Here is a 20,736-nt window from a genome sequence, read left to right as displayed (position 1 = left end):
ATGGAACAGATCATCAACCAGGTCGCGAATGGCCGGCCGTCGACCGCACATTCGATCACCATCTATGGCCCGGGCGGGCGCGCCGTGTTGCCGCTTGCCGACCTCGACCGGCTTGCCCGCAAGACGGCCGTCTATCTCAAGAGCCTCGGCGTTTCCGCCGGGGACCGGATCGGCATCGTGGCCAAGAACCGGCTCGAATGGCTTTTGCTCGATCTGGGCGCGTTGAAGATCAAGGCGGTCACCGCCGCTTTCGAAGCTGGGAAGTTCGCGCCGACGGCCACGCTCGCCGAGCGATACGCGCTCCGCATTGTCTTCAGCGATGAAGCGTCGGACGCGCCCAGCATCCTGCCGATGGACGGCCTGCTCGCCGCGCTGGAGGCGCTGCCGGAAGATAGCGACCTTAGCCCCGTCGTCTACGCCCCGGACGACGTGACGACGATCAAGTTCACGTCCGGGAGCACCGGTGAGCCCAAGGGGCTGGCGGCCACGGTCGGCAGTATCGACAGCTCGATCAGTGCGACGCAGGTGCTGTTCAACCATTCGTCCGACGACAAGCTGTTCATTTTCTTACCGTTGTCGCTGCTGCAACAGCGCTATTGGGTCTATTCCGCGCTCGTCTTTGGGCACGATGTCGTGCTGTCGACATACCAGCTGGCCTATTACGCCCTGCCGCGCGAGGCGCCGACGGTCGTGATGGGGGTGCCCGCCTTTTTCGAGACGCTGCGCAAGGCGATCGCGGCGCGCGTCGAGGGCGATGATCCGGCGGCGCTGCGCCGCGCGGCGATCGAGGCCATGGGGCCCCGGATCCGCTATCTCTGGACCGGCTCGGCTCCGGCTTCCCCGGAGATGTTACGCTTCTTCGAAGATTGCGGCATGGCGATCTTCGAAGGCTACGGCATGAACGAGACCTGCATCGTCACCAAGAATGCGCCAGGCGCGCATCGGCGTGGCAGTGTCGGCCGGCCGATAGACGGCAAACGTCTCTCGATCGGCGAGGACGGCGTTATCGTCGTGCACAGCGCCTTCCCGGTGAATACGCGCTACCTGTTCTGCGCGCCCGGCGACTCGGAGCGCATCTTTCAGCCCGACGGCTCGGTGCGCACCGGCGATCTCGGCCGATTCGACGAGGATGGGTTTCTCTACATACTGGGCCGAGCCGACGATGTCGTCGTGCTCACCAATGGCCGCAACGTGCTCGTCCGATCGATCGAGGAAAGGCTTCGGACCTGTCCCGAGGTCGAGAACTGCATCGTCGTCGGCTCGGGGGAAGACTGCCTTTCGGCGATCCTCTGCGCGCCACGCGGCGAGGCGGCCCGCGACGCCATCAAGCGTCATATCGCCGATCTCAACCATCTGAACGGACCGGATGAGCGGATCGGCGGGTTCTTGATTGTGGACGAGCCGTTCAGCATCGAGAACGGGCTGCTTACATCACAGTACAAGCCGAAGCGCAGGGAAATTCTCGCCCGATTCTCCGACGAAATGTCTCATGCGACCAGAGGGGCTCCATGAAGAATATCGAATCTATAGTAAAAAATAATCTATCTCATTTGATCGATATCGACGCCAGCCGCATTGACATCGATTTGAGTATTTTCGATGATTATAGTCTGACCTCTCTAAATCTAGTAATTCTAATAACAAATATCTGCGAAGAAACAGATGTTCCTGTTTTCAACTTTACCGACGCCGATATCGCCAATCTGAGGACTTTGCGTGATGTCATCACCATGTTCACAACAGCCGCCGGCCAGGACGCCTGACTGGTTCAGGGACCTCGCCGGCGTCGAGCTCGAAAACGAGCATGTCCGGCTGAGGCCGATCGCCCTCGCCGATCGTTCGGCGCTCGCCGAAATCGCCTTCGACGCCGATATCTGGCGCTATTTCGTGCAGCGGATCGACAACGACGCGGATCTCGACCGCTTCATCCAGCTCGCGGTCGAAGACACCGCCGCCAACCGCCGGGTGGTCTTTGCGGTCATCGACAAGGAGACGGGCGCGGTGGCCGGCAGCATGGCGTACGGCAATCTGGCCGAGGCCGACCGGCGGTTGGAAATTGGCTGGTCGTGGCTCGGGCGCGCCTATCGAGGGAAGGGGGTCAACCGCTGGGCGAAGTTCCTGCTGCTTCAGCACGCCTTCGAACAGCTCGATTGCGAACGCGTGGAATTCAAGACTGACGTGCTCAATCTCCAGGCGCGCAAGGGCCTGCAGAATATCGGCGCGACCGAGGAGGGCGTGCTGCGGAGCTTCAACTACATGCCCGACGAACGGCGCCGCGACGCGATCTATTACAGCATCCTGCGCCGCGAATGGCCGTTCGTCCGGTCCGGTCTCCTCCAGGAAGCGAAACTGACCCGGGCCGCCAGCGAGCTGGTTGGTGCGGGCCCGTGAAACCGCTGTGCCTTGAGGGCGCTCCGTTCGAGCTCGGACGCGCTCATGGCGCGGCGCTACGCCAGCAGATCCGCGGCTTTCTCGATGACGATCTGGCCCGGCTCAACCGGGTCATGCCGCGGCCGACCAGCCTCACGGCGCTGAAGCCGGAGATCGCGGCCTATCGCCGCGAGATCGCCGCGGCGACGCCGTCGCTCGCCGAGGAGATCGAAGGCCTGGCCGAGGGCGCCGGGATTTCGCCGGACGAAGCGATGCTGCTGCAGATGCGCCGTGAAGTGATGGGCTATTCGCGTTTCACGGCGGGGGACTGTACGACCCTTTGCCGGCGCGGCGAAGGCGGCCCGGTGCTCGCCCAGACGATCGACCTCAATGGCGATCTTGAGGATCAGATAGTCATTCTCCGGATCGCCCATAGGGGCGGTTCGCGCCGTGTCCTGCTGCTCAGCTTCACGGGGTTGCTAGGCTATCTCGGCCTCAACAGCGACGGTCTCGCGATCGGGCTCAACCTGGTGCTCGGCGGCGCGTGGCGCCCCGGCGTCCCGCCCTATCTCGCCATCCGGCACCTGCTCGACACCTGCGGCGACATAGAGTCGTGCCTGGAATGGTTGTCGGAGGCGCGGCTGGCCAGCTCGCGCTCTCTGCTGCTGTGTGACGCACGCCGCAGCGTTGTCGTCGAACTGTGCGACGGGAGGCTTTCCCTCCGGGAGGGCGCGACGCTGGCGCACACCAATCACTTCCTGTCGGAAGACCTGACGGCGATGGACCAGATGAACCCGTTCTCGCGCAACAGCTCGGTGCGCCGACTGGATGCGTGCGTCGCGCAGCTCGATCGCCTGGGCCAGGAGGGGGACGTGGAGGATTTCATGGCTCTTTTGTGCCGGGAACCGATCAACGTGCCCGACAGCGGCAATATCCGCCGCGAGAAGACCGTCGGCGCCGTGGTGTTGTTGCCAAAGGATGGCGAGCTCCATCTACGGCGTGGGAATCCCGCGCAGGCTCGGACCGAAAAATACTGTGTGGCCGTGTGATATGGCCCGTCACCGCCCCGTTGCAGCCGGACCAGGTCGGAAATCACGTCTTCCGCAGCAACGCGCCGAAGCGAGCTCCGGAAACGCTCGATCCCAGGGCCAGCAGTTCTCCCGGCGCCACGAGACCGCTCGCCGCCAGGTCGATCATGTTGATCAGCGGATCGCAGGAAAATACGTGACCGATCCGCGGGATGTTATCGAGATAGAGCTGATCGCGGCGAAATCCGGCCTGCTGCTCCTTCATGACGACGATCGGCTTCCACAGGTTATTGTGCGCGAGGCGCTTGATGTCGCGCAGATCAACCTGCGCCCGCTCGAAGAGTTCGGCGTTCGCCTTCCGGGTCAGGTCGGCCGAGATCTCGCCATTGCGCTTCATCATCCTGGCGTCGACCGCCGCCGCGGCGCCGAGCAGCTGGAATTCGCCGCCCTGTCCGGCGCTGACGATGCAACTCGCCGCGCCGTCGCTGAACACGGCGAAGGGGCGCAGCCTTTCATCATCCGCGCCGTTCGTATCGCCGGCCGTCACCAGGATGGAACGGTGCCGCCCGCTGCTGACCAACGTCGCGGCCAGACCGAGCGCGGCGGTGAGCGTCGCACAGCGATTCAGGGTGAAGCCGTATGGGATGGCGTGGTGCAGGCCCAGCCTGTCGAGCAGCCCTCCGATGAAATCGGCATGCCCGTCGACATCGGTTGGAAAGCGCGTCGCGCACAGGATCACGGCGTCGACCGGCGGCTGACGCGCGTCAAAATCCGCCAAGCTCCGGCGCGCCGTTTCGGCCATCAGCTCAACCGCCGGCCTGTCCGAAACGCGAAAGCGGTCCCAGCCCCACAAGTCCGCGTCGTCGATCATCTGATTTTGCGCGAGCCAGCCGGCCAGCCCAGGAATCTCCGCTACGCGCCGTTCCTCTTCCCCGAGGGAATAGTGGCAGCCGTGTATGTACACCGTCGATTTTTCCATGCCGCGCCGATCGCCAGTGGGTGTGATGCAAGTCTTTGCAGCGGGAATGCGAAATGAAAGGCCTGCTACAATCAACCGATATTTCGCCGAAATCGCCTGCCGGCGTGAATGAATTTCAACGCGCGCCCATACATCGCTTTCTTGGCGGCAGGATCGGCAAGTTTCATTTCACTCCGGAGGCCCGGCCGCTCGCCGACACCTTGTTGACCGCGGAGCCGGACGAGATCGCCGCGTCCTTGTTGAAGGCGTGCGAGAGCGAAGAACATCTGCTGGCCGCCAAGCAGATCCTGGACGCCACTCTCAGCCTTGCGGAATGGGACGATGGGGCGGCGGAGACGATAGCTCCCACGCCCGCGCTCCGCGACGGCCGCGTCGACCGAACCGCGTTGTGGCGATGGCTCGACACGCACCGCATCGCCGTCGCCGCGGCATTTGACGGCGTGGCGGCCCTGGGAACGGCGGCGAAACGTGAGCTCCTTCGCGGTCGGGCGGCGCTGTCATTGCTCGGCGATTGCTGGCTCGACACCGTGTCGCAACCCGCGTCCCAACCCGGCGCCGTCGTCAACATCCTGTTCGGCCAGCGATGGTTGCTGCTAGGCGAGGGCTGTCCGGCCCGGTCCAGTGTCGCCATGCGCCGGCGGTCCCTGGAAACGGAAGGCGTTTTCCTTCCGCCGATCTCCGAGGCGGGCTTCTTTCGCGCGGCCGCACCCGACGCGATGACATCGTTGCAGGCGGCCTTCCGACTATCCCTGTCCCGCTATCCGGCGACGTACCTCCCCGAGGTGGTCGGCATCCACGCCGCCTGCCACGCCCTGGGGATCGATGACCATCTTGCGGGGCTGCCCCCCGTTGTGACCCGCGAAGCCGCGTGGGAGGCGCTCAGCGCTTATCTCGATGCGCTGGAGGATGACCCGGAAGCGGAAACCCTGTCCCGTCGCCTCGTCGAGGCGATGCGCGTCTTCGTCAGCCTGGAAAGGCGCCAGGTGTCCATGCTGGCGGAACGCTGCGGGCGATCGCCTGGCCATTCGCTGGATCTGCAGGTCGCCGGGATTGTCCGGCGTCATGCGCCCTTTGCCGGGAAGCAGCACAAGCTTGTCCGGATCGGCGGCAAGCCGCTCTCGGAAGTTGTCGTTGAAACCGATCAGGACCTCGCCGGCTTCCTGCGCGACTTCAAGCGTTCCAGCTATCTGCGAGCCGACGCGAAAGGCGGCTGCCGCTTTCTCGACGCCATCAAGTTCGGCGGGCCGATGTTCGGCATTTTTTCCGAACACGAAGCATCCATCCTCAAATCGTGGTTCCAGGGCGCGGCGCAGACGGCCGACGAGCCAATCCTCCTGCCGGAGGCGCGTGATGAACCGCTGGCGCAATTGTGGCTAGCCAACATCAGGACGCGTCCACCCCGTGACACTGTATTTGAGCCAGCCGCCGATCTCGATGACCGGACGCTGTTCTATCGGCTGGTGAATATCGAGAACTTCGCCAACACATCGCCGGTCGCGCTGGATCGCGTGCGCGCCGGGCTGGCTCAGGCGGAGCTCCTTTTCGACGCCGAGACTGCGGGGCGATACACGGACGCGCGCTTCTTCGAATATTCGCCCGAAGCCCTCGTGGCCCGGATCGAGTCGATCTATTGGGGAAAGCTTGTCGATCCCTATGCGCCACTTGGCGAAATCCCGTCGCGCGACGAGGTCGTGTTCGGTCAGAAGTATTACGCGCTGGGCAATCTGGTGGACGGCGCGTGGGCCTATCGCAGCGGCGGCACGGGCCGCGTCGAGAGTGTTGCGGATACGGGGTTGTTCGCCATCTACGCCGATGAGATGGGGCTGGGCGACCTTGAGAAGAACCACATCACGCTGATTTATCGCGTCCTGAAAAGCCTGGGTATCGATCAGCCGCACATCCGCGAAGAAGCGTTCATCGATCAGGACGAAATTCCCGACATCTTTTATACGTTTCCATTGAATCAGCTGTCATTCGGCCTGTTTCCGAACCGCTTCTATCCAGAAATACTAGGCTATACCCTGGGCGTCGAAATGTTCGGCCTGGGCGAGGTGCGGCTGCATGAGATCCAGAAGCTGAAGCACTGGGGCTTCGACCCCATCTATGAGGCGGTGCACCTGTCTATCGACAACCTCTCCGCCGGGCATGCCCGGCAGGCGTTGACGATGATCCAGGCCCATCTCGCCGAAACAGAGCGACGATACGGCGCCGCTGCATGCGCCGTCGAATGGCGCCGCATCTGGAACGGCTATGCGTCCTTCGCCTATTTCGTCGAAGGCGGGACGCTGGAAGCATCGCCCTCCGCCATGCTTCACGACGAGGCCGGCGATCATTGCGCCTTTACGCTCTGACCCCTGGGAGAAGACGTGAAGATATTCGATACATCGGTTCTGCGGCTGCCGCTCTACGAGGAACGGCATCGGCGGCTTGCGGCGCGCATTGAAAGCTGGGCCGACGAGATATCGTCGGAACTCGGCGAGATCGAACGTCTGCCGCCAGCCGAGATGGGACGCCGTCTGACCGCGCTGTTCGGAGAAGCCGGCTGGTACGCCGCTGTCGGCGGCGTCGACACGCCCCCGGATTTCCGCAGCATATGTTTGATCCGCGAGGGCTTCGCGTTCATCCACGACCTGTTCGATTTCGCGTTCTCGATCCAGGCGCTCGCCGCTGCGTCGCTGATCCAGTACGGTTCCGTGGAGCAGCGGGGGGCTCTACTCCCCGATATATTGGCGGGACGGTCGATCGGGTGCCTGGCTATGTCCGAACCCCAGGTCGGCTCGGACCTCGCCAATGTATCGCTGCGCGCGGAACGTCGTGGCGAATCCTATGTCCTGAATGGGACGAAGACCTGGATTTCCAACGCCGACATCGCTGATTTCGCGATCGTCCTGGCCCGCACGGCGGAAGGGGGCGGGCCGCTGGGGCTGAGCCTGTTCTATGTGAGCGCGCAAACGCCCGGCGCGCACGTCTCCGAAACGATAGAGGCGATGGCGCCGCGCTCCTTTGGGAGCCTGACCTTGGACGAATGCACCGTGCCCGCGGAACAGATGATCGGAAAGCCTGGGCATGGCTTCAAGATCGCGGGCGAGGTCCTTGAACTATACCGGACGACGGTCGGCGCCGCCGCGACCGGTTTCGCGCGCCGCGCGCGGAGCGCGGCGCTAAGCTGGGCGCGCTCAAGGCGCCTCTCCACCGGCACGGTGTGGGACATGCAACTGACCAAGTCCAAGCTCGCCGACAGCGAGGTGGCGTTGACCGGCAGCGCGTTGCTGGTCGCTCAGGCGGCGTGGGAGATCGACCAGCAGATCCGTGGCTATGGAAAACACTCCAGCATCGCCAAGCTCTTCGCCACGGAGCAAGCCCAGCGAATTGTTGATGATGCGGTGCAGATTTTCGGCGCCGCGGGGATCGTGAAGGATGCTGTGCCGGAACGTCTCTATAGGCAGATCCGGTCGCTGCGCATCTACGAAGGAACCTCGGAGATCCAGCGTCTAATAATCGCGGCGTATCTCTAGAGTCCTGAAATCGGAGAGCCGTCTCGATTTGGCGCCTGGCGTTGGAATGAGGGGGATCTGGCGGCCGGAACTTCCTGGCCGGTCGTGATATCGGGCTAGGTTCGCGACCCGAGGAGAAACTGATTAACGGCATCCGCGAATTGGTCGGGATCGTCGACCATCACGGCATGGCCGGCGCCGGAAATTTCGCATAGATGGCCATCTTTCAACATCTCCACTATGCTTAATGCTTCCTTCTTAGATAAAATCGCGGACCCCTTTCCCCTCACCAGCAATGTTCTGCATGATATTCTATGTAAAAGATCTTGCGGATTATTTGTATCCGTCGATATTTTGCCGAATATCTCTGTAACTCGCCGATCGGCCTTGAGCGCAAATTTTCCGCCGGCGGTCTCCCGCAAGGCATTGCCGACAATGTGGCGGAGCATTCTGGGATGCGTCAGCGGCCGCCTGTCCAATATCCAGGCCGCATACTCGGCAAGCGAATTGTAGCCGTCGCATTGCTCGTGAAATTGCGAGAAAATATTATCGTGAGCGGTCCATGTCGTGCTCAAAGGCCAATCCACCAGGATCAAGTTCGACACAGTATGGGGCGCCGCCGCGGCGACCCTTATCGCCACCCCCGCGCCAAGAGAATGGCCTATAATAGTGACGTTATTATAGTTGCCAGAATTAATTAAATTCCGAACATCTCCGGAATAGGTTTCAACACTATAGTTCGCCGTCGGATCTTCACGGGAGTTTCCGTGTCCCCTGAAATCTACAATTATGGAGCGATATTTTTTCGGTAAGCGAGGCGCCAAGTCGCGCCATACGTAGCCGCCTTCGCCGAACCCATGAAGAAGTATGCAGATCGCGTCCCCACCACCATATTCCTCAACGTGGAAAGGGAAGCGATCCGCCCCAAGCGCCGGCGCGTGCGGCAAGAATTGCTCATTCATAAGGACCGCCTTATCCGCTCTGCGGACCATATATACTATCTGGCGTTCAGTATAGGCATGACGAAGTGATCACGAGGCCCGGCTCATGTGCGTGGCCGTCGCGGTTGTAATTCGCACGGGTCCGGACATCGCCGCGACAGATCCGAGCGCCTGAAGCGGCTGCGAGTTGGACGGGTCGAAGGGGACGGCCAAGCCCTTCAGTGCGGCGTCACGCCTCGCAATCCTTGAGCGCCCTGGCCGCTTCGTCGAACGCCGACCATGACCGCTTGGCTAGGCTGCCGCCGACGCTGCACCGACGGACGCCGAGTTCGGCAAAGGCGCGGATTCTCGCGTCATACTCGTGCACGACCACGTTGACTGGCTTCGGCGCAACGGCCGCCACCAATTCGGCGACGGCGCCAGGGTCAAGGATGAAGGGCGCGAACAGGCAGTCCGCGCCGGCCTCGGCATAGGCGACCGCGCGGGCGATGCTCTCGGCGACGGGCATGTCGGGCACGCGGAAATTCTCGTTGCGGCCGATCAGCATCACAGTCGGATCGACCGCATCGATAGCGGCCCGCGCGGCGGCGATACGCTCGACCGCGAGGCTGCGCGCATACATCTCGCTGCCCGACCAGTCTTCGATCGAAAGACCCGCGATCCCCGTCTCCATGGCCAGCGCGACGTTCGCGGCGACTGCGGCGGGGGCATCGGCGAAGCCGTTCTCGAAATCGGCGTTGATCGGGAGAGGGGTGGCCTCGACAAGCATCCTGAGATGCGCGAGCACCGCGTCGCGGCTCAGAGCGCCATCGTCCTCGCCGGCGGCCCAGGCCGCTCCGGCGCTGGTCGATGCGACGGCCTTGAAACCTAGCTTCGTCAGGCGGACGGCGCCGCCCGCGTCCCAGGCGTTGGGGATGATGAAGAAGCCGCTGTCATGCAGCCTGCGGAAGGTGGCGCGTTTCTCGGCGATCGTCGGCATGGCCGTCTCTCCTCTGCTTCCTCGCCATCGTCGGTCATCGGGATCGGCCTCTTCGGGTTCATCCTGGCCGAGGTCATGCCGCCCAATCTCTAGCTGATACACGCGGGCCCAATCCCAGAGCCCTCGGCCCACCGGCCGGGGGTCTGTCTTCGTTCTTGGAGCCTCCATTGACCGAGTCGCCACGCGAACTGATCGACCGTCAACTCGATTTGGAGAATGAAGCTGGAGCCCTGGGAGCGGCAAGGTATGCGCCGCCTAGAACTGCCCGCTGGTCTCCAGCTTATCCAGCCGGTCAAGGACCGACAGCAGGGTCAGGATCCAGAAAATCCCGGCGACGATCAGGCCGATCCCCGGAACGAGGGAGCCTATCGTCCAGCCCCAGGGATTGATGCGCCGCTTGCGAGCGACGACGAAGACGATGGCCGCATAGACCAGGCCCACTAGCGTGATTGGAATAAGCTGGATCATCGTCTCGATCATGCTCGTCCCTGTTCGACGGAACTATTGGGACGTGTTTCAAGCAATGGGTCAACCGAGCCGGGCTGTTCGGCCGGCGTCGGCCACGCTCCAGGGCGGGCGACAGGAGGCGGCCATGGCCGAGACGGAACGGGTCGGCGAGAATCAGGCGGCGCGGTGGAACGGCGCGGCCGGGCGGGCCTGGGTCGATATGCAGGTGTTGCTCGACCGGCTGTTCGAGCCGCTGCAGGATTTTCTGGTCCGGCAGGTTCTGGCGGCCTCGGGCCGCCGCGTGCTCGATGTCGGCTGCGGGACAGGCGGGGTGACGCTCGCGGTCGAGCGGGCGTCGGGCGCCGGCGGCCGACGTGTCGGGGTCGACGTGTCCGAGCCGATGATCGCCGCGCAGGCGCCCTCGTGATCGGCGCCGATCAATCGGCGGGAAAAGGGGCGGGATTGAACACCAACCCCCACAGATGGCCGTCCGGGCGCCGTATCGGCGCCCATTCGGAGCGGCCGGTTCACCCGGCGCTGGCCGGGTTTTCGCCTGGGTGTGGACGCATCGCATGCCGGAGGTCGAAGCGCCGCCCGTGATCGTCACGCTGGACGACGCCATCGACCCAAACTTCGCGCCTCTAGGGTAATGTGGCTATAAATTTATATTGACTATAAAATTATAGTGACGATACATATCGCGACGCTGTTTCGAGGTCGCCCGATGTCAAAGCCCTTGCTCGCCCTCCGGTCGGGAGCGCTCCGATGACCGGCCGCTCGGTGCTGATCTCGGGCGCCGGCGTCGCCGGACCGGTCCTGGCCTACTGGCTCGCGCGGGCCGGGTTCGTCCCGACGGTGGTCGAGCGGTCGGCGGCTCCGCGCTCCAGCGGCGCCCCGGTGGACGTGCGGGGGCCGGCCGTGGAGGTGGCCGAGCGCATGGGCGTGATGGCGCGCATCCGCGACGCCGGGACGGCCGTGACCCGGCTCAGCTTCGTCGACGGCGGCGGTCGGCGCCTCGCCACGGTCGATATGGGCGCGATCCAGCGCGCCGCCGGCGGCGGCGACGTCGAACTGCCGCGCGGCGATCTCGCCGCCATCCTGAGGGAGGCCGGCCGCGACCATGCGGAATACCTCTTCGACGACGCCGTCGCGGCGCTGAGCCAGGACAAGGGCGGCGTGGACGTCGTCTTCGAGCAGGGCGCGTCGCGGCGCTTCGACCTGGTCATCGGCGCCGACGGCCTGCATTCGGGGGTGCGCCGGCTGGCTTTCGGACCCGAGGCCGGCTTCGTCAGCCACATGGGGCTCTATATCGCCACCCTGGCCCTGGACGAGGGCGTCGAGCGGGCCGACGAGGTGACGATCTACAACACGCCCGGCCGGGCGGTCACCGTCCATCCCGGCCAGGGCCGGGCCCTCGCCGCCTTCATCTTCCACGCCCCGGCCATGCCGTTCAACCATCGCAACCTGGCGCAGCACAAAGGGCTGCTGGCCATGGCCTGCGCCGGCGCGGGCTGGCGCACGCCCGAGCTGATCGGGCGCGTCCAGGCGGCGCCGGATCTGTATTTCGACGCGGTCAGCCGGGTGAGCCTGGACAACTGGCGGCGCGGCCGCGTCGCCCTGGTCGGCGACGCCGCGTCCTGCGTGTCGCTGTTCGGCGACGGCTCGACCCTGGCCATGGCCGGGGCGTTCACCCTGGCCCGCGAGCTCGCCGCCAGCCCCGACGACCACCGGGGCGCCTTCCATCGCTACGAGGAGAAGCACCGCGCCCTGGCCGGCCCCCGGCAGCGCGGCGTGCGGCAAGGGGCCTTCGCCCTGGCGCCCAGGACCCGGGCCGGCATCGCCATGCGCAACGCCGCCGCCGGCCTGTGGCCCCTGGCGGCGGCCGGCGCCCGGCTCGGACGTCTTGCCTCCGGCCGCCGGCGGCCTAGTTTGCCATCCCATGAGCAATGTTCCTGATCCCGCGTCCGAAGGCCTTCGCGCGCGCAAGCGGCGGGCGACCCGCGCGGCCATCCAGCAGGCCGCGCTGTCGCTGTTCCTGAGCAAGGGCTACGACGAGACCACCACCCAGGAGATCGCCCGCGCCGCCGACGTCTCGCCCGGGACGCTGTTCAACTACTTTCCGACCAAGGAAGATCTGGTCGCCGACGACTACGACCCCTTGTTCCTCGACCTCCTGGCCGCGCGGCCGCTCGACGAGCCGCCGTTCGTCGCCATCCGCAAGGCGCTGCAGGCCGGGCTGGAGGCCGTGCTGGCCGAGGATCGCGCCTTCCTCGTCGCCCGCGGCCGGTTGGCCTTGGCCGCGCCGGCCCTGCGCGCCGCCGCCAGCCTGGACCGGGCCAGGGGCGCGGAGGCGTTGCGGGCGGTGCTGTCCAGCCGAGGCGGGCTGGCGCCGGACGCGTTCGAGCTCAGGGTGGTCAGCGTGCTGGTCGTCGAGGCCCTGACCGCCGCCCTCGAGGCGTGGCTGGAAGGGGGCGGGGAGGCCGACCTGCTGGCGCTGACCGGGCAGGCGCTGGACGTGGTCGAAGCCGGCGCCGGCGCGGTCCTGTCGCCGTCGCGCCCTTAGGAGCACCTGCCGAACGGGCGAGATCGGCCCTGATCGCGGCCCCCTTGGAAATACCCCGGACGGCGTCTATTGCAGGTCGTCGGGTCCCTCGGGGCGGATAGTTTCGGAACTCATGGGAGGCGACGTGACGCTCCAAACAGTTGAACCCGCGCAGGCCCTTGCGGCGCGTACTGACGGGCTCTATCGCTGGCTGTTGGACCAGGCCATGCCGGTTTGGACCGGCGCAGGCTACGATGCGCGGACCGGCGCGTTCGCGGAGGCGCTGGATCAGGAGCGGCGTCCGACGAGCACCGTGCTGCGCGCCCGCGTCCAGGCCCGCCAGATCTATGTGCTCTGCGCCGCCGGGCGCCTCGGCTGGCAGGGGCCGTGGGCCGAGATGGCGGCGCGGGCGATGGACTTCTTCCTGGCCCGCTTCCAGCGGTCCGACGGCGCGTTCCGTTTCAGCATCGGCCCCGACGACGGTGGAAACCCCGAGGCGATGTTCTACGAACAAGCCTTCAGCCTGCTGGCCATGGCCCATGTGGCGGCGGTTCAGCCGGGCCGCCAGGACGTTCGCCTCGCCGCGCATCGCCTGTTGGACGGACACATGGCCGAACGCCGCCTGAGCCAGGGCGGTTTCCGCGAGGGCGGGGACCGGCCGTATCAGTCCAATCCGCACATGCACCTGCTGGAGGCGGCCCTGGCCTGGGAGGCGGCCGAGCCGGACGGGCCCTGGGCGGCGCTGGCCGACGAGGTGGCGACCCTGGCGGCGGAACGGTTCATCGACCCCGACCGCGGTTTCCTGCGCGAGTTCTTCAATGCGGACTGGACCCCGGCCGGCGGCGAGGCGGGGCGGGTCGTCGAACCGGGTCATCAGTTCGAATGGTGCTGGCTGCTGCGCCGTTGGGGGCAACGCCGGCCGGGCGCGCCCCTGGAAGCCCAAGCCCGCCGCCTGTTCGAAATTGGCGTGCGACACGGCGTCGACCCTGAACGCAACGTCGCGATCGATGAGCTCGATAGCAATCTTGACGTCCTGACGCCGACCGCCCGCCTCTGGCCGCAGACCGAGCGGATCAAGGCGGCGCTGGCCATGGCCGAAGTCGGGGACTCCGAGTCCGCCCTACGGGAAGCCGCCGCCGGCGTTGATGGACTGAGGCCCTACCTGGACACGCCGGGGCCCGGGCTCTGGCGCGACCGCATGGTGGTCGACGGGAGCTTGGTCGCCGGGACCGCGCCGGCCACCAGCCTCTACCACATCGTCGGCGCGATCGAGGAACTGGCTCGCTGGCGTGGCCAGTTCGCTGCGCCGCCTTTCCCCTCCGAACGGCCCTAGCCCAGCAGCGCGATCGCCACCGACGGGGCGGGACTGCGCCAGTGGCGCAGCAGCCGCCAGCCGGCCTGCCCGGCCAGCTGGGCCAGGCGCTCGATGGTGAACTTGTACGAGTTCTCGGTGTGGATGGTCTCGCCTTTGGCGATGGCGAAAACCTTGCCGGCGACGCGCAGGGTCTGGTCGCGGCGGCTGACCAGATGCATCTCCATACGGCTGGCGGCGGCGTTCCACACCGCGCGGTGGTCGAAGGCGTCGGGGTCGAGGTCGCCGCCGAGCTCGCGGTTGATCCGGACCACAAGGTTCTTGTTGAAGGCGGCCGTGACGCCCTGGGCGTCGTCATAGGCGGCCGTCAGCGTCGCCTCGTCCTTGGCCAGGTCGACCCCGACGATCAACTGCGCGCCTTCGCCAAGCTGACCGCGGATCACGCCCAGCAGGCGGATGGCGTCCTCAGGGTCGAAATTGCCGATGGTCGAGCCGGGGAAGAAACCGGTGCGCGGTCGCTTGAGGGCCTCGGGCGGCAGGTGCAGCGGCCGGGTGAAGTCGGCGGCCAAGGGCGCCACCTGCAGGCCGGGATAGCGGTCGGCCAGCCGCTGCGCCGCCTGGCGCAGGGCGTCCGGACTGATGTCGATGGGCACGTACAGCGCCACCTGCGGGGCGGCGTCGAGCACCAGCTGGGTCTTGGTGCTGGCCCCGCTGCCGTACTCGACCAGCGCCGCGCCGTCCGAGAGGGCGGCGGCGAGGTCGTCGGCGATGTCGGCCAGCAGCGCCGTCTCCTGGCGGGTGGGGTAGTATTCCGGCAGGGCGGTGATCGCCTCGAACAGGCGCGAGCCCTCGTCGTCGTAGAAGTACTTGGCAGGGATCGTCTTCTGCGGCTGGGCCAGGCCGTTCAGCACGTCGGCGGCGAAGGGGGCGTCCAGGCGCGCGCCGGCCCCGCCGCGCCGCCGCGCCGGGGGCGCGGCGTCCTCGGCCAGCCGCACGCCCGAGAACATCCAGCGCTGGTGCGGATAGAAGAAGTTGCGATAGGTCGCGCGCACATGGCCCCGGGGCGAGGCGAAGCAGCCGCCGCGCAGCACCATCTGGTTGACCATGAACTTGCCGTTGTACTCGCCGACCGCGCCCGGGTCGGGACGGAAGCCGGGATAGGGCGCATAGGCGCTGGCCGTCCATTGCCAGAGGTCGCCCGACATCTGGCGCAGGTCCGGATGAGCGGCGGCGCGCTCCCATTCGGCCTCGGTCGGCAGCCGCTTGCCGGCCCAGCGCGCGAAGGCGTCGGCCTCGTAATAGCTGACGTGCTCGACCGGGGCGTCCGGATCGACCGGGCCCGGACCGGCCAGGGTCAACGCCGTCCAGGCCTCGCCGTCGCGACGCCAGTAGAGCGGGGCCGTCCAGCCCTCGGCCTGGGCGCAGGCCCAGCCGTCGGACAGCCAGAACTGCGGGCGCTCGTAGCCGCCATCGGCCATGAACGCCATCCACTCGCCGTTGGTGACCAGGCGGTCGGCGAGGCGGAAAGGCGCGAGCAGGGTGCGGTGACGCGGCGTCTCGTTGTCGAAGGCGAAGCCGGCGCCGTCGTGGCCGATCTCGGCCTCGCCGTCGTCGAAGCCGACCCAGCCGGCCGGCTCGGGCGCGAGGCCGGCCCCGGGCGCGGCCTCGTCGTAGGTCGGGCGCAGGGGCGACTGGCCGAAGAGATGCAGCACGTCCATCAGGATCAATTCCTGATGCTGCTCCTCGTGGGCCAGCCCCAGGGCGACCAGATCGACGATCGCGTCGCGGCCGGTCTTCGGCGGGGCGGCCAACAGGTCGAGCATCGCCCGGTCCACCTGTCGGCGATAGGCGTGGACTCGCTCCAGGGGCGGGCGGGTGAGCAGGCCCCGCGCCGGCCGCGGCTGCCGGGGGCCGACGGCCTCGTAATAGGAATTGAACAGATAGGCGAAGCCGGGGTCGAACGGCTTCCAGGCCGGCGCATGGGGCGAGAGCACGAAGGTCTCGAAGAACCAGGTGGTGTGGGCCAGGTGCCATTTCACCGGGCTGGCGTCCGGCATGGACTGGACCACCTGGTCCTCGGCCGACAGCGGCGCGGCCAGGTCGAGGCTGGCCTGGCGCACGGCCAGATAGCGGGCGGCGAGGCGCGCCAGGGCGTCCTGGCCTCGCAACGGCGCCGGGGTCGCCACCGGCGTCCGGCTCTGGATCGGGGCGGCCCCGTCGGAGGATGCGCTCATGACCGGCACTCTGCCAGAAGCCGCGGCGGTCGGTAACCGCCTTGGCGACGACTGCCGCCACGATGATGACAGCCGCGGCGAGGAAGATCAGCGTCCATCTCGTTCCCTGTCGGCGCCTCGCCCCGTTCCAGGCCAACGCGCGGGCCGCCGCGCGTGTTCCGGCTTGGCGGCCGGCCGGCGCCCGCCTATAGGCTGGGGCCGGCCGGCTGCGGGACCGCGTCGGCCCGTTCCAGACGGGATCGCCGCCGCATGGCCAAAGCGCACAGCCACGATCACGACGACCATGGTCACGATCACCACCATGGCCATGGCCACGGCCACGGTCATTCGCACGGGCATGGTCACGGCCACGGGCATGGCCACAGCCACGCGCCGCCCGACGACTGGCGTTATGCGCTCGGCGTCGGGCTCAACCTCGCCTTCGTGGTCGTCGAGGCCATCGCCGGGCTGATCGCGCACTCGACGGCGCTGCTCGCCGACGCCGGCCACAATCTGTCGGACGTGCTGGGCCTGGCCCTGGCCGGCGGGGCCGCGTGGCTGGCGCGGCGGCCGGCCGGCGGACGGCGCACCTACGGCTACGCCAAGGCCACCGTCCTGGCCGCCCTGGCCAACGCCCTGTTCCTGATCTTCGCCTGCGGCGGCATCGTCTGGGAGGCCGTGCGCCGGTTCGGCGAGCCCGAGGCGATCAAGCCGGGCCTGGTCATGGCCGTCGCGGCGGCCGGGGTGGTGGTCAACACCGCCACCGCCCTGATGTTCGTCGCCGGCCGCAAGAACGACGTCAACATCCGCGGCGCCTTCCTGCACATGGCCGCGGACGCGGCGGTGTCGGCCGGCGTCATCGTCGCCGGCCTGGTCATCGCCTTGACCGGGTGGGACTGGGTCGATCCGGCGACCAGCCTGGTCATCGTCGCCATCATCTTCATCGGCACCTGGGGGCTGTTGCGCGAGTCGGTCAATCTCGCCCTGGACGCGGCGCCGGCCGGCGTCGACCTCAAGCGCCTGCAGACCTATCTCGAAGGCGGCGACGGCGTGGTCGAGGTCCACGACCTGCACGTCTGGGCGATGAGCACCACGAAGACCGCCCTGACCGTCCACATCGTCCGCCCGGACGGGGCCGACGACGAGGCCTATCGTCAGGAGGTGCTGGGGGTGCTGCGCGACGAGTTCGGCGTCGGCCACGCCACCTTGCAGATCGAGCGGGCGCGCGACGAGCACCATTGCCAGCCTCACTAGGCGGGGACCGCCAAGGCGGGCCCTCCGCGCGGCGGTTGGCGCGCGGCGGCTAGGGCGCGGTCGCGTCGCGGGCGGCGGCGAGCGTGCGCCGGCGTCGCCGCCACGCCGCGACGGCGCCGCCCAGCAGGGTCAGCAATATGCCGATGCTGAGCAGGTTGATGGCGATGAGGAAGCCGTCGTTGTGGTGCGAGATGCGCGGGTCCGATCCCATCAGGCGGATGGCCTGGAACCCGAGCGAGGCGCCCTGGAGCAGCATGGCCACGGCCAGCCAGCGGCTGCTGTAGCGGATGGCCAGCACCAGGAAGCCGACGGCGAGCAGGGTGTCGGCCGTCAACAGCACGTAGATCAGGGCGACATGGGGGACCAGCGCGTTGGCCAGGCCCGCGCCCAGCCAGGCGATCGCGACCATGATCGCGCCGCCGCGCTCCGCTGGCCCGCCGCGCCATATGGCGAAGGCGACCACGGCGATTAACGGGATCAGCCCAAGGAAACCAAGAATGGTTGTAAACAAAAACGCGCCCCTGAGGTCGTCAGGGGCGCGAATATCACATTCCGGTTAAATCTTCCGGAATCTGAAAGCGGGGTTTTAGACCGCGCGCTTCATTTCGGGCGTGTAGAGCGCCTGGTCGGCGTCCTTGCCCCAGATGCCGATCAGCTTGGTGCGGATGCCGACGCGGAGCTTGGCTTCGGCCAGCTCGTTGTGGGCGTCGACCATCGCGGTGCGCGCGGTCGAGAGGGCCGAGATCGCTTCGGCGATCTTGGCGTAGGCCGGGTCGGCCACCACGGCGGAGAGGCGCAGTTCTTGGCGCGCCTGCATCAGATCCGTCATCAGCTTGGACGCTTCGACCATAGCGGCGTCCACGGCGTTCTCAGCCGTCCACAGCTGGTTCGCAACACCTTGAGCAACGTGCGTCTTGTCCACCGTCATCCTCCATGGGTTCAGGACCGCGGTAAGGTAAACAGAAAGCTAACGCCTTCGCCATCTAAAAAGGAATTGTTAACCATGTTTTCCCTCCGGTTGTTCTGGAGAAATCGCGGTTTCGACAGGGGCGTCGGCGCGGACTTGGTGAACAAGTCATTATGGTTGTTGACGTTTTGGATCGAAACATGCGTCGGCGAAGTAAAGCGTTAGGCAATCCGCTCTAGGCTTGTGCTCCAGAGGGATGAAACAGCCCGATCACGCGTCCTCGGGCCCCCCGATCACGCGCCCTCGGGCGCCAACGGCGAAGAGGCATGACGGCGCGACATCCGCAGATCAGGCCAAGACGGAGCGGACTATCCTTTCAAGGCAGGATAGCCGGCGTCGCGTTGTTGACCGCCGTGGCGGTGCTGGCCGCCGCCAGCCTCGTTTTCGTCCTCGCCCAATGGCGGGCCGAGCAGGAGATGCTCGCGCGCGAGGAGGCCACCCTGGCCGGCGTCGTCGCCGCCAACGCCGCCGACGCCCTGTCCGCCGGTCAGCCCGGCAAGGTCCAGGTCCTGCTCGACACGCTGCGGGGCAGTTCGCGCTCGGCCGAGGCCGAATTCGTCGATTCCCAGGGCCGCATCCTGGCCCGGTTCGCGCGGTCGAACGATCCCGAGCCGGCCGGCGGCGCGCGCCTGGGCGTGGTCCGCGCGCCGGTCATGGTGCGTGGCGAGAAGGTCGGCGAGGTGGTGCTTCGGGCCTACGACGTGCGCCTGGCCTCGCTGTTCCCGCGCTATCTCGCGGTGGGCGGGGCGCTGTTCTTCGCCGCGACCGGCCTGGCGCTGCTGATGGGGCAGTGGCTGGCGGCGCGGGCGATCGAGCCGGTGGAGCGGCTGTCCCGGGCCATGCAGGCGGTCACCGAGCACGGCCGCTACGACCGCAGCGTCGAGGTCGACGCCGACGACGAGATCGGCCGGCTGACCGACAGCTTCAACGACCTCCTGGCGCGGCTGGACGCCAACGACCGCGACCTGCGCGCGGCCATGGAGCAGCTGGTCCAGGCCCGCGACGCCGCCGAGGCGGCCAATGTGCTGAAGTCGCATTTCCTGGCCAATATGAGCCACGAGATCCGCACGCCCCTCAACGGCGTGCTGGCCATGGCCCAGATCATGGCCATGGGCGAGCTGTCGTCGATCCAGCAGGAGCGGCTGGACGTCATCCGCCATTCGGGCGAGGCGCTGCTGGCCATCCTCAACGACCTGCTCGACCTGTCCAAGATCGAGGCCGGCAAGATGGAGCTCGAGCTGGCCGGGTTCGACACCGCCGACCTGGCCCGCACGGTTCACGCCGGCTTCTCGCCGCTGGCCGAGGCCAAGGGACTGGATTTCCGGCTGGAGATCGCCGCGGGCGCGGCCGGCCGCCGGGTCGGCGACGCGGCGCGGCTGTCGCAGATTCTCAACAACCTGATCTCCAACGCGCTGAAGTTCACCGCGCACGGCGAGGTCGCCGTCCGCCTGGAAGGCCTGGAGCCGGACGGCGAGGCGGGCCTGCGCATCGTGGTGGCCGACACCGGCGTCGGCGTGCCGCTGGAGAAGCAGCCGTTCCTGTTCCAGAAGTTCACCCAGGCCGATTCCTCGACCACCCGCCGCTTCGGCGGCACGGGCCTGGGCCTGGCGATCTGCCGCGAGCTGGCCCACCTGATGGGCGGCTCGATCGCCGTCGAGAGCCAGGAGGGCCGGGGCTCGACCTTCACCGTCGAGCTGCCGCTGAGGCGCATCGGCGCCGAGGCCGAACCGGCCGAACCGGTCGCCGCCCCCGCGGTCCAGCGCGTTCCGACCCCGACGGGGACCCCGGCGCCGGTCGAGCCCTCGGCGCTCCGCGTCCTGGCCGCCGAGGACAACGCCACCAACCAGCTGGTGCTGAGCACGGTGCTGCAGACTTTCGGCGTCGAGCTGGTGATGGTCGCCGACGGGCGCGCCGCGGTCGAGGCCTGGGGCCTGGGCGACTTCGACGTGATCCTGATGGACATCCAGATGCCCGAGATGGACGGGCTGGCCGCCACGCGGGCCATCCGGGCGGCCGAACTGGCGGCGGGGCGGGCGCGCACGCCGATCGTGGCGGTCTCGGCCAACGCCATGACCCACCAGGTCAAGGAATATCTGGAGGCCGGGATGGACGCTCACGTCGCCAAGCCGATCGAGCTGGCCAGCCTGCACGAGGCGCTGGAGCGGGCCTTGAGCGCCGGCCAGCCGGCGCCGGAGGAAGAAGCGGCCTGA

At 67.2% G+C, this 20,736-nt stretch carries 19 protein-coding genes; 12 read left to right on the top strand and 7 right to left on the bottom strand.

Features of this window, described 5'->3' with window-relative positions:
- Genes C5708_RS11325 through C5708_RS11310 form a run of 4 tightly spaced genes read left to right on the top strand, consistent with a single transcriptional unit; the run spans window position 1 to window position 3,419 of the window.
- Window positions 1-1,512, top strand: a complete 1,512-nt coding sequence (locus C5708_RS11325; RefSeq protein WP_242921070.1) for an AMP-binding protein — start codon at window positions 1-3, stop codon at window positions 1,510-1,512.
- A complete protein-coding gene (locus C5708_RS11320; RefSeq protein WP_242921068.1) occupies window positions 1,509-1,763 on the top strand; it encodes a phosphopantetheine-binding protein in 255 nt (84 codons plus the stop codon). Before C5708_RS11325 ends, C5708_RS11320 begins: the two co-directional genes overlap by 4 nt.
- Window positions 1,720-2,391 carry a GNAT family protein gene (locus tag C5708_RS11315; RefSeq protein WP_242921065.1) on the top strand — a complete coding sequence of 224 codons (672 nt, stop codon included), beginning with the start codon at window positions 1,720-1,722 and terminating at the stop codon, window positions 2,389-2,391. The genes C5708_RS11320 and C5708_RS11315 overlap by 44 nt, the downstream gene beginning before the upstream one ends.
- Complete coding sequence (locus C5708_RS11310; protein ID WP_242921063.1) at window positions 2,388-3,419, top strand: C45 family peptidase; 1,032 nt, start codon at window positions 2,388-2,390, stop codon at window positions 3,417-3,419. Before C5708_RS11315 ends, C5708_RS11310 begins: the two co-directional genes overlap by 4 nt.
- Window positions 3,420-3,462: 43 nt before the next feature.
- Here C5708_RS11310 and C5708_RS11305 read toward each other — a convergent pair whose 3' ends face one another.
- On the bottom strand, window positions 3,463-4,377 hold the full coding sequence (locus tag C5708_RS11305) for a hypothetical protein (protein WP_242921062.1): 915 nt from the start codon (window positions 4,375-4,377) through the stop codon (window positions 3,463-3,465).
- 53 nt (window positions 4,378-4,430) lie between these two features.
- Between C5708_RS11305 and C5708_RS11300 the strand changes: the two genes are divergently transcribed.
- Together C5708_RS11300 and C5708_RS11295 are read left to right on the top strand one after the other, a co-directional pair.
- Window positions 4,431-6,728: an iron-containing redox enzyme family protein gene (locus C5708_RS11300; protein WP_242921059.1), complete on the top strand. Its 2,298-nt coding sequence runs from the start codon at window positions 4,431-4,433 to the stop codon at window positions 6,726-6,728.
- 15 nt (window positions 6,729-6,743) lie between these two features.
- Window positions 6,744-7,892, top strand: coding sequence for an acyl-CoA dehydrogenase (locus tag C5708_RS11295; protein ID WP_242921057.1), 1,149 nt, complete (start codon window positions 6,744-6,746; stop codon window positions 7,890-7,892).
- A gap of 95 nt (window positions 7,893-7,987) precedes the next feature.
- Here the strand turns inward: C5708_RS11295 and C5708_RS11290 are convergent, their stop codons facing one another.
- From C5708_RS11290 to C5708_RS11280, 3 genes are all read right to left on the bottom strand, one after another.
- Complete coding sequence (locus C5708_RS11290; protein ID WP_242921055.1) at window positions 7,988-8,833, bottom strand: alpha/beta hydrolase; 846 nt, start codon at window positions 8,831-8,833, stop codon at window positions 7,988-7,990.
- A 208-nt stretch (window positions 8,834-9,041) separates the two neighbouring features.
- The gene (locus tag C5708_RS11285; protein WP_242921053.1) at window positions 9,042-9,791 is read right to left on the bottom strand and encodes an isocitrate lyase/phosphoenolpyruvate mutase family protein; all 750 of its coding nucleotides are present in this window, start codon (window positions 9,789-9,791) and stop codon (window positions 9,042-9,044) included.
- Window positions 9,792-10,046: 255 nt separating this feature from the next.
- Window positions 10,047-10,271 (bottom strand): hypothetical protein, encoded by a 225-nt coding sequence (locus C5708_RS11280; RefSeq protein ID WP_242921052.1) that lies wholly within the window; start codon window positions 10,269-10,271, stop codon window positions 10,047-10,049.
- Between the two features lie 112 nt (window positions 10,272-10,383).
- Here C5708_RS11280 and C5708_RS11275 point away from each other — a divergent pair, with 112 nt between their 5' ends.
- The 4 genes from C5708_RS11275 to C5708_RS11260 all read left to right on the top strand — a co-directional run bounded on the left by C5708_RS11275 (window position 10,384) and on the right by C5708_RS11260 (window position 14,113).
- Window positions 10,384-10,665 (top strand): methyltransferase domain-containing protein, encoded by a 282-nt coding sequence (locus tag C5708_RS11275; protein ID WP_242921050.1) that lies wholly within the window; start codon window positions 10,384-10,386, stop codon window positions 10,663-10,665.
- Between the two features lie 338 nt (window positions 10,666-11,003).
- Window positions 11,004-12,194, top strand: a complete 1,191-nt coding sequence (locus C5708_RS11270) for an FAD-dependent monooxygenase (protein ID WP_242921048.1) — start codon at window positions 11,004-11,006, stop codon at window positions 12,192-12,194.
- Window positions 12,178-12,801, top strand: a complete 624-nt coding sequence (locus C5708_RS11265; protein ID WP_242921046.1) for a TetR/AcrR family transcriptional regulator — start codon at window positions 12,178-12,180, stop codon at window positions 12,799-12,801. The genes C5708_RS11270 and C5708_RS11265 overlap by 17 nt, the downstream gene beginning before the upstream one ends.
- A 124-nt stretch (window positions 12,802-12,925) precedes the next feature.
- A complete protein-coding gene (locus C5708_RS11260; RefSeq protein WP_242921044.1) occupies window positions 12,926-14,113 on the top strand; it encodes an AGE family epimerase/isomerase in 1,188 nt (395 codons plus the stop codon).
- Here C5708_RS11260 and egtB read toward each other — a convergent pair.
- Window positions 14,110-16,326, bottom strand: coding sequence for an ergothioneine biosynthesis protein EgtB (egtB, locus tag C5708_RS11255; RefSeq protein WP_242921042.1), 2,217 nt, complete (start codon window positions 16,324-16,326; stop codon window positions 14,110-14,112). The two genes, C5708_RS11260 and egtB, sit on opposite strands and share 4 nt — an antisense overlap.
- Window positions 16,327-16,575: 249 nt before the next feature.
- Between egtB and C5708_RS11250 the strand changes: the two genes are divergently transcribed.
- Window positions 16,576-17,559 carry a cation diffusion facilitator family transporter gene (locus C5708_RS11250; protein ID WP_242921034.1) on the top strand — a complete coding sequence of 328 codons (984 nt, stop codon included), beginning with the start codon at window positions 16,576-16,578 and terminating at the stop codon, window positions 17,557-17,559.
- Between the two features lie 49 nt (window positions 17,560-17,608).
- Here C5708_RS11250 and C5708_RS11245 read toward each other — a convergent pair whose 3' ends face one another.
- Both C5708_RS11245 and C5708_RS11240 read right to left on the bottom strand, forming a co-directional pair.
- Window positions 17,609-17,968, bottom strand: a complete 360-nt coding sequence (locus tag C5708_RS11245) for a hypothetical protein (protein ID WP_242921032.1) — start codon at window positions 17,966-17,968, stop codon at window positions 17,609-17,611.
- 177 nt (window positions 17,969-18,145) lie between these two features.
- Window positions 18,146-18,487, bottom strand: a complete 342-nt coding sequence (locus C5708_RS11240) for a hypothetical protein (protein WP_278253875.1) — start codon at window positions 18,485-18,487, stop codon at window positions 18,146-18,148.
- 392 nt (window positions 18,488-18,879) lie between these two features.
- On the opposite strand from C5708_RS11240, the gene C5708_RS11235 reads away from it, so the two are divergent.
- Window positions 18,880-20,736, top strand: a complete 1,857-nt coding sequence (locus C5708_RS11235; RefSeq protein ID WP_242921112.1) for an ATP-binding protein — start codon at window positions 18,880-18,882, stop codon at window positions 20,734-20,736.

Origin of the sequence: Caulobacter sp. CCUG 60055, assembly GCF_022750545.1 — a bacterium.
GTDB lineage: Bacteria > Pseudomonadota > Alphaproteobacteria > Caulobacterales > Caulobacteraceae > PUIC01.
This window is presented reverse-complemented; position numbering and strand designations above follow the sequence as displayed.

What these genes read in the sequence shown, in the direction of transcription:
- C5708_RS11305 (WP_242921062.1), bottom strand. Translation starts at nt 4,377, where the DNA reads ATGGAAAAATCGACGGTGTACATACACGGCTGCCACTATTCCCTCGGG.
- egtB (WP_242921042.1), bottom strand. Translation starts at nt 16,326, where the DNA reads ATGAGCGCATCCTCCGACGGGGCCGCCCCGATCCAGAGCCGGACGCCG.
- C5708_RS11270 (WP_242921048.1), top strand. Translation starts at nt 11,004, where the DNA reads ATGACCGGCCGCTCGGTGCTGATCTCGGGCGCCGGCGTCGCCGGACCG.
- C5708_RS11285 (WP_242921053.1), bottom strand. Translation starts at nt 9,791, where the DNA reads ATGCCGACGATCGCCGAGAAACGCGCCACCTTCCGCAGGCTGCATGAC.
- C5708_RS11265 (WP_242921046.1), top strand. Translation starts at nt 12,178, where the DNA reads ATGAGCAATGTTCCTGATCCCGCGTCCGAAGGCCTTCGCGCGCGCAAG.
- C5708_RS11280 (WP_242921052.1), bottom strand. Translation starts at nt 10,271, where the DNA reads ATGATCGAGACGATGATCCAGCTTATTCCAATCACGCTAGTGGGCCTG.
- C5708_RS11300 (WP_242921059.1), top strand. Translation starts at nt 4,431, where the DNA reads ATGAAAGGCCTGCTACAATCAACCGATATTTCGCCGAAATCGCCTGCC.
- C5708_RS11290 (WP_242921055.1), bottom strand. Translation starts at nt 8,833, where the DNA reads ATGAATGAGCAATTCTTGCCGCACGCGCCGGCGCTTGGGGCGGATCGC.
- C5708_RS11250 (WP_242921034.1), top strand. Translation starts at nt 16,576, where the DNA reads ATGGCCAAAGCGCACAGCCACGATCACGACGACCATGGTCACGATCAC.
- C5708_RS11245 (WP_242921032.1), bottom strand. Translation starts at nt 17,968, where the DNA reads ATGGTCGCGATCGCCTGGCTGGGCGCGGGCCTGGCCAACGCGCTGGTC.
- C5708_RS11315 (WP_242921065.1), top strand. Translation starts at nt 1,720, where the DNA reads ATGTCATCACCATGTTCACAACAGCCGCCGGCCAGGACGCCTGACTGG.
- C5708_RS11240 (WP_278253875.1), bottom strand. Translation starts at nt 18,487, where the DNA reads ATGACGGTGGACAAGACGCACGTTGCTCAAGGTGTTGCGAACCAGCTG.
- C5708_RS11275 (WP_242921050.1), top strand. Translation starts at nt 10,384, where the DNA reads ATGGCCGAGACGGAACGGGTCGGCGAGAATCAGGCGGCGCGGTGGAAC.
- C5708_RS11325 (WP_242921070.1), top strand. Translation starts at nt 1, where the DNA reads ATGGAACAGATCATCAACCAGGTCGCGAATGGCCGGCCGTCGACCGCA.
- C5708_RS11320 (WP_242921068.1), top strand. Translation starts at nt 1,509, where the DNA reads ATGAAGAATATCGAATCTATAGTAAAAAATAATCTATCTCATTTGATC.